A 16,332-nucleotide genomic window follows, 5' to 3' on the forward strand; every position below is an offset into this window, starting at 1 on the left:
GTGTGACGAATTGAAAATATTACAATGGCCACATACACAATTTGAATAGTGATAGATATCTGGTGATGCTAGTGTCATGGCAAGTTAATTATTGGGCATAATACTTGGTGCCTTCTCATCAGCGTACAACGATTCAAAGTTTACTGGATAAGCAATAACTAAGTTTTCTTGACACTAGATATTGTAGTTAAATACCTGATGATGCTAGATATTATAGACTTATTGTATCTATATATAGACCTATTGCAACATTAAAACACGCTTTTACTGATTTCGGATAAGCTCTAGGTTTTAGATAAGCATTAGATAGGTAAAAAAGCAGGCTTTTTTATTCCGCAATATCAGTAACAGTTATTCTATTGCTGAAAGTTACTAAACTTTTTTGATCTTCCTAAATCTGTTATTCGGTTCTTCTCTGTTTCGAGTGGGTAATTTATACCCACTTTCTATATGTGAGAGTGACATATATAATATTTAGAAAAGTTTGTTGTTGAAAATCACATTCAAGCTTGATGTCTCTCTATTAGATTTGAATCTTTTTTAACTGATCAATTATTTTTAACACACACAAAACAGCGAAGAACCAAATAAATAAAATGTCATAGAATACAAAGCCTTTTGCATCAATTAATTGTCTAAAAAGTGAAGTAATTCGTTTATTACCTGAGGTAATTGTCGGACAGATTTTAAAGGACAGGGCATTCGTGACCCTCTGCGCTCTCTTAGTAATAAAAAACTAATATAGCCCCTGGCTGAATGATGCGAACAAAGTTAAGCAAAAATATAAAATTTTGGAGAAAAAAATGAGCGAAATTAAAAGAAAGTTTGACGAAATTTCAAAAAAATATGATGAGCAGAGAAAGAAGTTTATTCCTTGTTTCGATGATTTTTATAGAGTGTCAGTATCCGTGGCATCCGTAAACACGGAAAATCCAAAAATACTGGATATGGGGGCTGGAACAGGACTTTTATCAGCGTTCTTGATGGAAAGATATCCAGATGCCTCATTTACTCTTATTGATATCTCGGAGAAGATGCTGGATATAGCAAAAGACCGGTTTAGAGGTAACTCAAACGTAAAATATATTGTAGCAGATTATTCAAAGTATTCTTTCGTCGAAGATTATGATATGGTAGTGTCTGCTCTATCTATCCATCATCTGGAAGACGAAGAGAAGAAGAAAATTTACAAAAAAAGTTACTCTCTACTTAAACAAAATGGGATTATTATTAATGCCGATCAGGTACATGGAGAAACTCCTTTCATAGAAAACTTCAACAAAAATATCTGGAAACATTATGTAGAGAATAGTGGTTTGCCCGAAGAAGAACTCCTCGCTGGTTATGAAAGAACTAAGCTTGACAAGGACTCAACATTAGATCAACAAATCAACTGGCTTAAAGAAGCAGGATTTTGTGATGTTAGCTGTATGTATAAATTCTACCAATTTGCAGTGATGTTTGGGAAAAAGGTATAGTTTCGGGATTATCTTAACTGTTATTTATATTTTATTTTTCACTAACGTTTGGATTTGCAATGTCAGTATAAAAACGTCAGTATAAAATTAACTCAAACAAGCGGTCTCAAAACTATATTTGATTCTATAAGCAGGATAATGTGCTATATTTCAAGGCAAATACATACCTGAATTTCAGAATAATTTTCGATATGAATTTAAAGTCAACAATTCCAATTATCTAATTGTAGAAATGAGTCGAGTTTTGAGGCAACCTGCAAAGAACAAAATTCAAAAAAAATAAATATTTTTGATAGAAGATTCATAATATGTAATATTTTAGTTATCAAAATCGAAACTATTGAATATAATTAACGTGAAATAACCGGGATAAAACATCAGAATAGAAAAGAGAAATCCGAATAAAACTAGCTGACGAGAATGTAAAGAATAAAAGTATAAGTAATATCACCAATAATATTGGTGCAAAGAGCTCAATTAATAAAAGTAGTCAATATTTACTGGTAGTTTCGGACAATGGGTTGGGTTTTCCGGAAGGTCTTGATTTCAGGAACACTGGTTCTTTGGGTCTACAGCTTGCAAACATTCTTGTTGAACAACTGGAAGGCACAATTGAACTTCAAAAAGATTCAGGGACTACCTTCAAAATATTATGTAGGGAAAACAACTGATTATCCGGAGGCTTATCCGATATCAAAGGGGAGATACAATGAAAAAAGCAAAAATTCTGGTTGTCGAAGACCAGAATATAGTGGCTCTTAATATCAGAAACAAACTGAAAAATCTTGGTTATACTGTGCCGGGTACTGCATCCACAGGAGAGGAAGCAATAAGAAAAGCAGAATTGACGAATGCAGACCTTGTTTTGATGGATATCATGTTAAAAGGTGAAATGGACGGAATTGAGGCCGCCCGTGAAATTAAAAACCGGCTCCGAATTCCAGTATTATATCTTACCGCCTATACTGATGATGAAACTCTTGAGAGGGCAAAAACGACAGAGCCTGCAGGATATATTTCAAAACCTTTTAAGGAAGAGGACCTGCACAGCAATATCGAAATGGCACTTCACAAGCACAGAGCCGAAAAAAAAGAAACTGAAAAAGAAGCTGGCAAAGAAAATGAAAAGACTCCTGAGTAAATGTTTTACTGCATACAGGGACCTGTCAGATCTCGATAAAAACTTTAGACGAAATTCTTACTGGATACAGAGGATTTGAAAACCAGAAAAAAGTAAAATTAAAATTGGAGAAAATAAGCAGAGAGAATAATCTCATCCAATGGTAAAAGGATCCTCTGACTCCTTGTATAAAAGACAAAACACTATTTTGATTCACCTGTAAAATTGAAACTAAGAAAGTTTTTTCTTCAAAATGGTTTCTTTCCCTAAAAACATCTTATCTATCTCCATTTTGAATCAATGAGACCCACTAAAAGCTGAAAGTATCCCAGCACTCATTCTTTAGAACCTGACTTCCGCTTTTTTTAAGCGCATAAATTCAATTTTTCCATAATTTCTTTTTGCTTTCTTGTGAGTTCTGTAACTATTACCTCTCCATTTTGCAGTTCTACTTTTCTGATCTTCTCAAGCTCTAAAAGTAAACTCTCTACTGTATAATCCTCAATAATTTTTGTTTCCTTCATCATACTCAGTAGCTTCATTCTAATAATTAGTCCGATAAAGCAGACAAAAATGAATCCCTTTGTTGTTGAATCTTTGTTTGTGTTTAGTGGAAGCGACTGAATATCATTTTTCATTACTTTGAATCCTTTCTCAACAATATCTCTTTCTCTGTAGTAAGTGAGACATTCTACCCAATCACGTTCTCCATAATAAAAAAGGAAAAACTTCCCCATTCTGTTTATTCTCTGCGATACTGCATTTTTCTTGATATTGATTTTGAAATGGTCATCTATCTTTTTCCACGAATAGAAACTTGCCATTTCCCTTGCTCTCTCTTTGAACACCTCTGCCGCATTTCTCCATCCTGGTATTGCTGTTTCTTCCAGTTTTTCCTTCATATCATAAAGACGGGAGTAAAATGTGCTTTTTTCGTCCATTTCTCTCTTTGGATCATAGAAACAGTATCCATTGATCTTGAATTCCTTTTCCTCAAGAGTCACTGGCTTTACAAATATTGGTTTTTTGTGAAACTTATGAAGATATTCCGGACTTTCGATGTCTTTTTGTACTGAACTCATAAGCTCTTTGACACTTTTAAGTGCCATTGTAGCTGGCATAATAAAAGGAATCTTTTCCCTTACTAATTCCTCAATGTTTCCCTTGCTGAAAAATCCTCTATCCATTACCAGTGTATAGTTTTCCATTCCATGAGCTTCTATCTTTTTTAGAGTATTTTTAAGAGTTGTAACGTCTACAATACTTCCAGGATAGATGTCATACATCACCGGGAATTCCTTTTTCCTTATCCACAATCATGGAGAGATTTATTTGAGGAAGATCGCAATTGTCTCTATTGTATCCGTATTCAAGAAGATTAATTAGTTGTGAGTAGCTCGATAAACTGGTAAGATCGTACATTAATGTGCGTTTTGTCCCAAGATTTCTAAACATTTTACCCATAAACATGGATGGAATGTCGCTATTACCTACTTTTGCAAGTAGATTACTGATGTTTTGACTTTTCAAGGGTAACTCAGGCCACTGGAGAGAAAGAACAGAATTCTCATACCAGGTTTTAAGGTTATACATAGCTGTAGGACGAATTACACGATTAAGTGCCATTGAAAGTATCATGTTTCTGTCTTTCTCATTGAACAGATCACCAAGATACTCTTCAATTTTGAGTTCTTCTACGATTTTTTGCAATGGAAGGAACTCACCATAGTTATAAGCATTTATAGGTTTGCTGGAAACGAAAGAAGTCTCATCTTGCACGATTTCATCGGAAGAGTTTAATGCGTCACGAACTCTAACAGGTTTACCGCTTATGTTTCTGCCAACATATTTGGATTTATGGCGAATTTGTTTCTTTTCCTTATCGTAATAAGGAATATCTTCGTACCAGTACTCAATTCCATTTATTTTCTTGATGCGGAGTGTGGACTTCATGTGCTTATTATATAAGCACATAAGAGTATATAAAAGTTTTGAATTGTTGTTTGGAAATGAATAAGTTCGCATGCATCTGCACACGAATTAATTGAGCAAAATAGGGATACAAGAATTATGCGCTTAAAATTTGGGAATTAAGGTTAGAATGTATCGTCTAACAACTATTGACTCGCAAACGTTGACCCGCAACCGTTGCGCCGGTTTATCACAAACCGTTGCGCCGGTTTATCACGCCGATAGGGTTTGGGGATAAGGTTATCAAACTCAAACGGTTATTGGGGTTTTCGATCAAGCCTTTTTTCAAAAGGGTTGCAGGCAAGCTTTTTTAAAAAAAGTGTGATCACGCTTATTGGTAGTCCAAACGAAATTTGGGTAATTTGGGTAAATATACCCATGGACAAATTGAAAATCAGTGTCTCAAGCCCATAATTCAGCCCTCTTGAGCGAACGATGTGAGCGAAAAGGACACCGTCCTCCCGAGACGGGACTCGGGAAAGAATTATAAAAATCCACAAAAAAATAAGTCAGGCAGAAGAAAGTGCCACAATGGCTTCTGCCAGATCTCCATTTGAGTTCTTCAGGGCTTTCCGGGCTTCATCTTCAGAGACACCGGTCTGCTCCATTACAAGTTTTATATCTTCAGAGGGAATTTCCAGTTCTTTCGGGACTTCTTTTACGTCACCTACGATCTGGTATGTTTCCGAACCCTGGACTTTCATGATAGTGACATTTGCATTCTCTATAATGATATTAGAGTCTGCAGTCTTTATTACTACTTCCTGAACGTCCTTGAGTTCTTTAACATCAATCCCCATCTGTTTCATCATCTGCTTCATTTTAGCCGGGTTCATTCCCCGGCCTCCCATACCTCCCATTCCTGGGAACATAGGCTTACTTCTCCTTTATTTTCGTTTATTTTTCAGATTTAGGTTCAATATCAGCGCAATTTTACTTATTTAATGGCATCCACCACAGGTGCCGCATCCAGCGCCGGCACTTGGATTGCGGATAAGGAATCCCTTTCCGTTTTCGTCCTCAATAAAGTCAATACTGCCCTCAGAAAAGTTCTTCTCTATATCTTTTGCCATAACGAGTTTAATCCCGTTACTTTCCATAGTCACGTCATCTTCCTTTGTTTCATCATCAAAGGCTAAGCCATACTGAATTCCACTGCAGGCAACCCCGGCAACAAAAATTCTGAGAGCAAGCTCAGGCTTCTCTTCCTGTTCAATCAGTATTTTCAATTCTGCAGCAGCTTTGTCTGTTACTTCTATCATTTACGCACCTCTTTTTTATTTTTCATACTTACATAGTTGTGGTTTTATTTCCTATAAGATGCCATCCGTTACAGCTCAAGGATAATTTCCAAACTTTATATACTCTTGCATCGGTCAAATATAACATTTATCGTAAAATTGCGCTTTTTTCTGAAAAAGACTTTTTCACAGGAATCTTGGAGGATAGGGTCTGGATTCTTTTTCAAGAAATCCTTTCTATTCTGCCAGTATATATAAATCTATTTTCTATTTTATATATTTTTCTTCTAATACTTTTTTCAGATTCCTGATTCACAGAAATTCAGCATCTTCATCAACAGGCTCCTCAAGAACCTTTGCATTATAAGCATTAATCTCCACGGAGTTACGTTTTCCCTTCACTTCCCAGACAGGGATATACACAAGCTCCATATCGAGCTGTATTTCATCAGACCTGGGGCCGATATTCCTGTGCTCATATATAACAGCCTGTCCTTCTGTATTGTTAAAACGTATCTCGCGTGTATTTTCCTCTTTAATATAGTCCAGAAGAATCCTTTCTGCCTGTTTTTTGTCCACATTCGGTCTTTTTAACTCGTAATGCACGGCAGGAACCCTTGTAGGTGTGCCAAACCCTTCTATCTCCATCTCTTCCTTTGACTTATTTAGAGCATTAAGAAAACCCTTTCCCTTTCCGGCAATACTCAGGACTTTTGACCTGAAGCGTTTTTCTGCTTCAACATTGTATCTATATTTCCAGAAAGGTACAAACTTTAAAACTGAATCCATAGAGTTGTATATATAGGGTTTTGCAATAATAATAGCCTGGTTTTTAGAAATCCTTGGTTCTACAGACCGTATATTCAGCATTTCGTACGATTCAGTTTCCGGGGCCTCAACCTGTTCCGGCTTCCTTAACTCTTTTTTCTCTTCCAAGCTCCGTCTCAGAGGTTGATATTCAAAATGAATTTTCTCAGCCTCTGATTGCTGGTTCTGCAGAGGCAAGAGATCTTCTTTAAAGTAAGGTTTCTCTCTGGATTCTTTTTTTAACTTCCAGCTTTCGACAGGTAATTCGAAAATTGTTTGCCTGTGCTGGTCTCGTGAATCATTTGATGTTTGAGCCTCCGTTTCAGGATACGAAATCTTTGATTTCTGCTCCAGATTTACAAGAACCGATCTTCCAATTTGAAGAGCCAGTTCATCCCTATTCCAAACATGGATCCCAAGTTCAGCTGCATAATCAATTAATTCTTCAGGCCCTTTCTGGGTCATCACATAGATTCCTGTACAGTCCACTATCTTTTCTGAAAAAGCTTTTATTTCCTCGCGACCTGGCTGTAGGGCACATTTGACATAAGCTTTATGCCTGTTTTTCTCCACAAAAATGTCATACTGGCTGGATATTGTGGCATTGTATCCGGAGGATTTGAAGATATCAACAAGGATTTCTAAAAGGTCTTGCTTCATGATTCTCACTTTCTTATATCCTGCACAGCTAAAATAGTTTATGATTACATTAGAAATTTAATAACCTGGCATATTTTATTATAACTTGATTTTTTTCCCTTCTTAGATCTCCTCAACTTTTATTCCCAGGGATACAAATATTTAAGAAATTAAATCCTAACCACATATATTATGAGTGGAATTCTGAGTGGAATCAGGTTTGGAGCAGATTCCTTTTCCACATACGAGGAAGGGATAAAGAAAGAGTGGATCGTAGGGAACGGACTCGGGGGATATGCCTCATCTACAGTAATAGGGGCAGGCACAAGGACTTATCATGGACTGCTTGTGGCAGCTCCAGAAAACTCTCCAGGAAGGTTTGTATTGCTTTCTTCCCTTGATGAGGAAATTTCGATTAACAAGGAAGTTTATCGGCTTGCAACCCATAAGTATCCTGGCACTGTTTTTCCTTCAGGCTTTAGTTACCTCTCCAAATTCATCCTTGTTCCTTTTCCTCTCTGGGTTTACCAGCCAGGCGATTTTACCATAAAGAAAAAAGTCTTCATGACTCACAATAGCAACACAACCTGCATTCTCTATGACATCAAGTCCAGGAGAGAAGGAGCTCTGCTAAGGATCTTTCCACTGGTAAATTCCAGAAATTTCCATTACACTGTTCGCTCAGGAGAACTTTCCTTTACTCAGAAAACCGACCCTGAAGGAGTAAAATTGCAAAGCTCAAACGGCTTTACCTTCTCGCTTTCATCCAATCTCCAGTATCATTCCGATCCCAAATGGTATTATAACTTTGAATATGATGCTGAGAAGCAAAGGGGACTCAACTTCCAGGAAGATAATTTCAATCCGGGTTACTTTGAAAGCAAACTCAAACTGGGCACTTCCCATTTTTTCATTGCCGCTTCAACCGAAGATATTTCGTCTCTTACTCTCGAACAGGTCGAAGAATTCTATACAAGGGAAACTTACCGACAGAATCTTCTTGCCTTCAATTCAAGGCTTACCGAACCCTTTGCTCTTAAGCTTCTCAGGGCAACAGACCCTTTTATAGTGAAGAATCCTTCTTCAGGTGAAAGTACGGTGATTGCAGGATATCACTGGTTTTCTGACTGGGGGCGGGACACCATGATCTCCATGCCTGGCCTGCTTTTAATTCCCCGTCGTTTTGAGGAGGCAAAATTCATTCTCAAAAACTTCTCCAGGAATTGTAAAAAAGGACTGATCCCGAATGCTTTCCTGGCACTTGGAGGGGATCCAATTTATAACACTGTGGACGCTTCTCTCTGGTTTATTCACACTGTGGGCCGATACTTCGCATATACGAAAGACTTCCTTTTCCTCTCGGACGTCTGGGATACCGTGGAGAATATCATAGAGAATTACCGCAAAGGTACGGACTTTGGGATCGGCATGGACTCCGATTATCTTATCCGGCAGGGCCCTCAGCTAACCTGGATGGATGCTAAAATAGGGGAACAAGCAGTGACCCCAAGAGCAGGTAAAGCCTGTGAAATTAATGCTCTGTGGTATAATGCCCTGAAAACAGCCTCCAATCTGGGCACCTATTTAGGAAAAAACATTTCCTCATATGAAATTCTTGCAGCCGGAGTGGCTTCAAATTTTGAGAGTGTTTTCTGGAACCCTGAGACCAATTGCCTCTTTGACCTCGTGTCTCAGGACAAAGCAGGAAATGAGGTTAAAGACCCTGCGATCCGCCCCAATCAAATTTTCGCAGTAGCCCTGCCTTATACTATCCTTTCACCTGAAAAAGAAAAAGCAATAGTGAACAGAGTTGAAAAAGATCTCCTGACTCCTTTTGGACTTAGAACTCTTTCAAGTGATCATCCCGCTTATAAAGGACACTATCAAGGAGATGCCGCAGCCAGAGATGCCGCTTATCATAACGGGACAGTCTGGCCCTGGTTACTTGGCGCTTATGTAAAAGCTTACCGGAAGGTTCACAACTATTCTAAAGAAAGCCTTGAAAATATGCGGGCTCTTCTGCAGGGTTTTGATATAAACCTTGAAACTGCAGGCATAGGCACAATTTCCGAAGTATTTGATGGGGATTATCCCTACACTCCAGGAGGCTGCATTGCCCAGGCCTGGAGTGTGGCGGAAATTTTAAGGGCATATGTTGAGGATGTACTTGGGATCAAACCCTGAAAAAAGAGCCAGGTTTAATTTCGTCTCTATTGCGCTTCCCTTAAGATCTAATGCCCTCTCTTTTTTATACTTGTTCTGCAATCTATCTCCCATGATTGATTTTGATTCTTTGAAATCCGAAAAGGGTCTTATACTTGCTGTGGTTCAGGACCAGCTTAGCAGGGAGGTGCTTATGTGCGCCTATATGAATCGGGAAGCTCTTGAGAAGACCGTGGAGACCGGAATCGCACACTTCTGGAGCAGAAGCAGACAGCAGTTATGGAGAAAAGGAGAGACTTCGGGACATGTACAGAAAGTGAAAGAAATCAGGGTCGACTGTGACATGGATTCTCTTCTCCTGCTAGTGGAACAGGTAGGGGGAGCCTGCCATATGGGATACAGATCCTGTTTTTATCGAAACCTTGAAGGAGAGGTTGTAGGAGAAAAGGTCTTTGAGCCTGATGAGGTATATAAACCTTAAAATTAAAGAAACTAAAATTGAAAAAACTAAAATTTAAGAAACTAAAATTGAAAAAACTAAAATTTAAGAAACTAGAATTAAAGAAACTAGAATTAAAGAAACTAGAATTAAAGAAACTAGAATTAAAGAAACTAGAATTAAAGAAACTAGAATTAAAGAAACTAGAATTAAAGAAACTAGAATTAAAGAAACTAGAATTAAAGAAACTAGAATTAAAGAAAATAAAAAAAATATTGAGTTATTTGTTTCTTATTTCATTTTTATATTTTATGGAGAGGACTTACGCGGTTAAATCAAAAAACAGCGGTATGCAATCTGAAATATACTTATTACAATACTTGTTACAGAATTCTTCGCACTTCATTTTAGCTCATTTACTGCATATAGTCCTATCCATAAAAGACTCAATATACTTTTAGAGTTTCACTGTTTCACTATTTCTGCAATCCGATGCGGAGTGTACAAATGAACCGTATTAGTATAATTTATCTACAGTTTAATCTATTGTTAGGATTGTCAACAATTAACAGTCCCAACAGTCATCCCAATCGTCGCCGAACCATCCGTTGTCACAATCGCATCCCCATCCATTGTCACAACTGCATCCCCGACTGGTACCGAACCAGCTATTTTCTACGAAGTCTAACAAGTTAGTGCCCACTTTATCATTATCTACTACCTTTCGATCAAAGACTCTTTCTCTAGCTGCCTTTTTAACCACTTTTTCTTTAGCTACCTCTTTAACCACCTTTTCTTTAGCTACCTTTTTAACAGCTTTTTCTTTAACTGCCTCTTTAACCGGTTTCTCTTTAGCGACTTTTTCTTTAACTCCCTTTTCTTTAGATACCTCTTTACATTTGCCATCGCTAGTCTTTGAATACCATGCACTTGCTGATGCAGCTGTCAATGATAATACTAAAAAGACAGCTAACAAAATAAAGACTGTTTTCTTTATTTTGTTATATCTTTGTTCTCTCATCTATATCATCTCCATCATTCTGCTAGGTTCGATACAATTTCACCTTTACTGGTTCCCCAATTCACTTTTTATGGGCAAATCTACTTGATTTAAGAATAAGTAATCTGCTTACATTTCTGGAAGACTATCTAATGAGTAAACTATGTTGCTTCATTATTTGCCGCTAAAAGTGATTTTTTATTGTATCGCTAGTTTATTATTATCCAGCGCATATAATAATTGTAGAAATATAAATTAGAAACCGATATTAATTACAATCCGATTTTTGATATTCAAAATAGTTTTAAATATTTATTAGATTACTATATTTATTAAAACTAGAATTTAAAAGTTTAAATGATAATTTTATTCAAAATAATTATGATTAAATTTAACCCAGTACAAAAATTCATTGAAGAATGTTAAATATAAAATCACTGAATTTTGGTACTGAATCCTTGTGTGGCTAATTTTATATAAATAATGTTATCATTATGAATGCATCCAAAAAATAAGATTATTTGTTGAGTTAACGAATACTTGAAGCGACATCTGTCGCAAATAGTCTGAGCGAAAATTCTCCGCCGCTTTTGACCCTAAAGCCCGCCGCTCCTCTGTGACCTCCTCCACCATATTTCTGAGCTATTTCGGCACAGTCTGTAGAGTTCGATCTAAGCGATACCTGAACCATATCATTAACGATCTGCCACATGACAGCTATATCATATTCTGGCTTCTGGTAAACATATTCTCCAATGTCGCTGGCATCCGATGTAGTATTGATAAGTCTCGCTCTGAGACCGTGAAAATTGATGTCTGTGCCTCTTTCAAACGCTTTCTCAATCCTAACTTTCTGTACGTCTGCAAGTGCACGTCCAATTATTAGGTAGAGTTCAACTTTTTCTTTTCCATTGTTGCTCGATGCCAGCAAATCTTTCCAGTCTTCATCTTCTGGGGAATGAATAAGAATTTGGCAAGCTTCCGTAAATGCTGAAATTTCCTCCTTCTTGTCCCCGAATTGCCAGATGTCCCGCCTAGAAATGTACTCAACTGCTGTAGGGAGTGGCTGATCATTTTTAAAATATTCCCATGTAAGCTGGGAGGCAGCTTTTGTGATATCCCTTTTTCCCAGAATGTTTGAGTTCCACAATTCCTTGTGCTCTTCCATTGTCGTTTTGTGATGATCTATCCATATTAATTTTTTTCCTGCTATTTCTACAAGAGTTTCCATATCTGGAAAAGTGAAATCGAGGACATAGACTTCGTTAGCTTCTTCGATTTCTTCTTTTTTCCATGTATTGCCACTATACTGCACTGCAATGCATTTTATTGGATTATAGGTAGTTTTTTCCGTTGCCTCTCTGGCCTGAGCTGCTGAGCACTGACCGTCAAGGTCATCGTGATGATATATAACAATCATTTAGTTCTACTCCTTTGGTAAATCCCTACACTTGTAACTCACATAGTCTGAAATATAGGCAATTATTATTGATGTCACTTGGATAATGACGTTTGCGTATGTTGACATCTAGTTTCCTCCATTTTAATAGGAAAGAGGGTCTGCAAAATTCTTAATTTGCTGCAAACTGTTCCGCATTTTTTATCATACACAACCTTTTTAGTGAAAGAGAGGAGGGAGAATCATTCATCATTTAAAAACTCTCAGTAAATTGCCTATTCTTCCAAGCTATAGTTTAATATTTAACAGTAAAACAAAAAAGAATCGTATTCTTTTCAAATTCGATGGAGAATTTTCCAACTCGAAAAATATGCATAATTTTATCATACATTTATAAAGTTGAATACATCTCTTGAAGTTCTTTTTTAAACTTGGTTAAATTTTTAACTATTTAGTAAATACGTGAAATTTACTTTTACCCATACAATTTGAAGAGGATACAAAGAATCTACTAAATAATATTCCTTAATTGTTTTCAAACAAATTTTTAATCTCGGTAGCTTTGAGATCTTTGATATCTTTAATATTAAAAGTTTTGAAATTTCTTAGAATATTTGATGAATGAGTGCCTAAATCATTATATGCAAATCTCTCAAGGTAACGTTTAAACTGTAAAATTTCATCGGATTGAATTTCCTGATAATCAGGAGAATTTGGCTTGGGATTTGCATTTCTACCTAATCTGGAAAGAACACTCTCTCTCAGACTCGCTAATGTAGTAGGAATGTCAACAATAACTGGATCCGCATTCTGTAAAATCTCGTCTGACAATAAATATATAGTGATTTCTCTTCCATAAGCATTCAATTTGACAGGAACAAAACTTCTTCTTTTAACTAAAAAATCAATTTCGCGGCGAGTAGCTTGTTCCAAATTCCCAGGAATGATACAAACCATTTTTCTATCAATTATTTGACTCTCTTCCTCTAAAGCAAAATCAGGTCCATCTATTATTTTTCCTTCAAAACATGGAACTACTAAATTGCGATAATAACTTCTGGCAATCCCATAAGCTGAAGACATACTATTCAATGGTATTCCAAAGTAATCTGTCATAGGATTCTCTATTAGATCTCCATCTTGCCGTGCTTGAAGAACTTTGTGGATAACCGGCCCCAATTTATTTATGGCTTCTTCCGTTTCACGAGCATTAATCTCAAAGTGGCGATATTGAGCCCTATCAAAAAGCTGGAGATCTTTTTCATTATCTGCAACATCTCTTATTTTGACAGGAACGCAGGGTCTTCCCATTGCATCGATAATAGCCATTTCGTAAAGGACATTTGGATTGTTTCCGGTGACATCAGCAATTACTAGCTGTGCTCTGTCACAGGAACGGATAATATGGTGCATAATATTCCCGAATTCTGGCACATCAGGCGTGAAGACTTCGAAGTTATTATTCTCAAGAATCTTTTCTACTACATCATGAGCGAGCCATTCCAAAAGTTTAATATGTTTCTCGTTCATTGGCCCTATAACGAAACAACGATTTGTCATAATAACATATTAACTATCAAACTTATAAAACTAGCTACTATAAAGACTGAAATTATAATATATTTATATTATATTAGATAAATAGCAGGGCATCATATTTTATTAATAAAAATAAATTTATAATATAAAAGTTTAATATATAATTTGCAGATAATTCTAATTAAAAATAAACCAATCTACTCAAAAGTGCTTTGTCTATTATTGTGTCAATTTAGTACATTAGCTACATTAATATTAAAATAAAATTAATCATAATAATACACTTTTCGGAATATTTTTTTGATAATCAATACTCCTTACGATAGCGTTTTCTAAATCATCTTCAAATAAAAGAGAAAACAAATGAAACTTGGTGAAAATTGAATACTACCGTTTTTTAGTTTCTAAATACGTCAAATTTAAAAGGCTTCCAAACCGATCATAGGAATTTTAGTATTTTCGTCCGACATAACACTATCAAAAATAATATTAAGTATAATAAGAGTTTGTAACTCATTTGAATCCTACATTAGAACTTATGGTACCGCCTAGGGTATAGGTTATTATATATCATCTAGTTCTATATCTCCTTTTATGGCAGAAGAGAAGCAGATGCTGAGGATTATTCCGGATACGAGTACCGTTATTGACGGGAGGCTTTCGGTTAAGGTCAAAAGTGGGGAATTCAGAGGTGCTGAAATCGTAATTCCTGAAGCTGTGGTATCTGAACTTGAAGCTCAGGCAAATAAGGGTCGGGAAATAGGTTTCAAAGGAATCGACGAACTTTTAGAACTTCGTAAGCTTGCAAATCGGGGAGAAATTAACCTTCAGTTCAGTGGAGTTAAGCCCACTCTTGAAGATATCCAGCTGTCCAACGAAGGCAGGATAGATGACCTCATCCGAAACACAGCTAGTGAAGTAGGGGGACTGCTTGTGAGCGAAGACAGGTTACTGTCTCTAGTAGCTGAGGCTAAAGGGCTTAATGTCGAGTATATGCATCCTAAAGTCCTGGAACCATCCGAACTTCCGCCTCTTAAAGTAGAACATTTTTTTACTGACGATACGATGTCCGTACATCTTAAAAATGGGGTATCTCCTATGGCCAAAAAGGGGCCTGTAGGGGATATACGCTATGTAAAAATTCGTGATGAGCCTGTTACTTCTGCGGAACTTTCCAGTATCTCAAGAGAACTTATTGAAAGGGCCAGACTGGACCCCGAATCTTTTATCGAGATGTCTTCAAGTGGAGCTACTGTCCTGCAAATCCGGAATATGCGAATTGCAATTGCTCACCCGCCTTTTTCCGATGATATGGAAATTACAATTGTGAGACCAACTGTGGTTGTGGACCTTGAACACTACCGGCTGAGCGATAAACTCAAAGAACGGATTGTAAGCCAGCGTGGTATTCTTATTGCCGGCCCTCCCGGAGCCGGAAAGTCTACTTTTGCCGCCGGAGTTGCTCGATACCTGAATGACCGCGGACAGGTAGTTAAAACAATGGAGTCACCAAGAGACCTCCAGGTGCCTCCTGAAATCACCCAGTATTCACCTTTGAACGGCAGGATGGAAAATACTGCAGACCTTTTGCTTCTGGTCAGGCCGGATTATACAATCTATGATGAAGTCCGTAAGACCGGCGATTTTCTTATTTTTGCGGATATGCGGCTTGCAGGCGTGGGAATGATCGGGGTAGTACATGCAACCAGGGCAGTGGACGCAATTCAACGCCTGATAGGAAGGGTTGAACTGGGCGTGATCCCTCAGGTAGTCGATACCGTTATTTTCATTGATAAAGGAGAAGTGGCAAAGGTTCTGGTACTTGAGTTTACCGTCAAGGTCCCTCATGGAATGACCGAACAGGATCTTGCAAGGCCGGTAATCGTCATTGCCGATTTTGAGACCCGAAAAACAGAATATGAAATATATACCTATGGGGAACAGGTTGTTGTTATGCCAGTAGGGCCTCCTACCGAGCTAAGGAAACCTGCCTGGAAGCTTGCGGAAGAGGAAATAAGAAATGTTATTGGCAGGTACGCCTCCGGCCCGGTTGAAGTTGAAGTGACTTCAGACGACAGTGCACTCGTAAAGGTCCGGGAAGACGAGGTACGAAAAGTTATTGGCAAAGGTGGGAATGTCATTGACCGGATCGAAAATGTTCTTGGCCTGCATATTGACGTAAGAGAACTGGAAATCGGAGCCTCAGGGGCTGCAAAAGGCCGGAAGTATGGAGCTGAAAGTAAAGCTCTCCGAGGGAAACTAAAGACAACCAGCTTTGAGGAAGAGCCCAGTGTTTCTTCTGTTCATCCTTTCATAGAAAGAGATAAAAAGCACCTTATTCTTGGAGCACCGGAGCTTGCAGGAAAGGATGTGGAAATATATCTTGAAGACCAGTATCTGTTCAGTGCAACCGTAAGCCGACATGGAGATGTGAAACTCAGGGCGAACTCGGATCTTGCATCTGAGATTCTGGATGCTCAGGATAAAGGAGAAACAATTGAAATCAGAATGATCTGAAAAGTAACTGCCGAAAGAT

General features: G+C 37.5%; 12 protein-coding genes and 1 pseudogene. 6 read left to right on the top strand and 7 right to left on the bottom strand.

The features are described from left to right. Positions 1-803: 803 nt before the first annotated feature. The 3 genes from MSVAZ_RS09670 (at position 804) to MSVAZ_RS09675 (ending at position 2,619) form a co-directional block, all read left to right on the top strand. Positions 804-1,478, top strand: a complete 675-nt coding sequence (locus tag MSVAZ_RS09670) for a class I SAM-dependent methyltransferase (protein ID WP_048120559.1) — start codon at positions 804-806, stop codon at positions 1,476-1,478. A 521-nt stretch (positions 1,479-1,999) separates the two neighbouring features. Further along, positions 2,000-2,149 (top strand): hypothetical protein, encoded by a 150-nt coding sequence (locus MSVAZ_RS20845; RefSeq protein WP_198146731.1) that lies wholly within the window; start codon positions 2,000-2,002, stop codon positions 2,147-2,149. Positions 2,150-2,187: 38 nt separating this feature from the next. Continuing rightward, on the top strand, positions 2,188-2,619 hold the full coding sequence (locus MSVAZ_RS09675) for a response regulator (protein ID WP_048120562.1): 432 nt from the start codon (positions 2,188-2,190) through the stop codon (positions 2,617-2,619). A gap of 344 nt (positions 2,620-2,963) precedes the next feature. On the opposite strand, the pseudogene MSVAZ_RS09680 reads toward MSVAZ_RS09675, so the two are convergent. The 4 genes and pseudogenes from MSVAZ_RS09680 to MSVAZ_RS09695 form a co-directional block, all read right to left on the bottom strand. Beyond that, positions 2,964-4,551 (bottom strand): annotated as a pseudogene (locus MSVAZ_RS09680) (IS1634 family transposase). Positions 4,552-5,078: 527 nt separating this feature from the next. After that, complete coding sequence (locus tag MSVAZ_RS09685; protein WP_048120564.1) at positions 5,079-5,441, bottom strand: nascent polypeptide-associated complex protein; 363 nt, start codon at positions 5,439-5,441, stop codon at positions 5,079-5,081. A 69-nt stretch (positions 5,442-5,510) separates the two neighbouring features. Continuing rightward, complete coding sequence (locus MSVAZ_RS09690) at positions 5,511-5,831, bottom strand: HesB/IscA family protein (protein ID WP_048120566.1); 321 nt, start codon at positions 5,829-5,831, stop codon at positions 5,511-5,513. Positions 5,832-6,122: 291 nt separating this feature from the next. Next, a complete protein-coding gene (locus tag MSVAZ_RS09695; protein WP_048123864.1) occupies positions 6,123-7,277 on the bottom strand; it encodes a hypothetical protein in 1,155 nt (384 codons plus the stop codon). 183 nt (positions 7,278-7,460) lie between these two features. Here MSVAZ_RS09695 and MSVAZ_RS09700 point away from each other — a divergent pair, with 183 nt between their 5' ends. Continuing rightward, the gene (locus tag MSVAZ_RS09700) at positions 7,461-9,440 is read left to right on the top strand and encodes an amylo-alpha-1,6-glucosidase (RefSeq protein ID WP_048123865.1); all 1,980 of its coding nucleotides are present in this window, start codon (positions 7,461-7,463) and stop codon (positions 9,438-9,440) included. A gap of 91 nt (positions 9,441-9,531) precedes the next feature. Next, entirely contained in the window at positions 9,532-9,900 is a 369-nt protein-coding gene (hisI, locus tag MSVAZ_RS09705; protein WP_048123866.1) for a phosphoribosyl-AMP cyclohydrolase, read from the top strand. Positions 9,901-10,423: 523 nt separating this feature from the next. On the opposite strand, the gene MSVAZ_RS09715 is transcribed toward hisI, so the two are convergent. From MSVAZ_RS09715 to MSVAZ_RS09725, 3 genes are all read right to left on the bottom strand, one after another. Further along, positions 10,424-10,879 carry a hypothetical protein gene (locus MSVAZ_RS09715; RefSeq protein ID WP_048120571.1) on the bottom strand — a complete coding sequence of 152 codons (456 nt, stop codon included), beginning with the start codon at positions 10,877-10,879 and terminating at the stop codon, positions 10,424-10,426. A gap of 508 nt (positions 10,880-11,387) precedes the next feature. Then, positions 11,388-12,278 carry a DHHA1 domain-containing protein gene (locus MSVAZ_RS09720; RefSeq protein WP_048120572.1) on the bottom strand — a complete coding sequence of 297 codons (891 nt, stop codon included), beginning with the start codon at positions 12,276-12,278 and terminating at the stop codon, positions 11,388-11,390. A gap of 504 nt (positions 12,279-12,782) precedes the next feature. Next, positions 12,783-13,787 (bottom strand): STING domain-containing protein, encoded by a 1,005-nt coding sequence (locus tag MSVAZ_RS09725; protein WP_048120580.1) that lies wholly within the window; start codon positions 13,785-13,787, stop codon positions 12,783-12,785. Between the two features lie 603 nt (positions 13,788-14,390). On the opposite strand from MSVAZ_RS09725, the gene MSVAZ_RS09730 reads away from it, so the two are divergent. Then, a complete protein-coding gene (locus MSVAZ_RS09730; RefSeq protein WP_048120582.1) occupies positions 14,391-16,313 on the top strand; it encodes a PINc/VapC family ATPase in 1,923 nt (640 codons plus the stop codon). Positions 16,314-16,332 lie beyond the last annotated feature (19 nt).

The organism is Methanosarcina vacuolata Z-761, assembly GCF_000969905.1.
In the GTDB taxonomy this organism is placed as follows: domain Archaea; phylum Halobacteriota; class Methanosarcinia; order Methanosarcinales; family Methanosarcinaceae; genus Methanosarcina; species Methanosarcina vacuolata.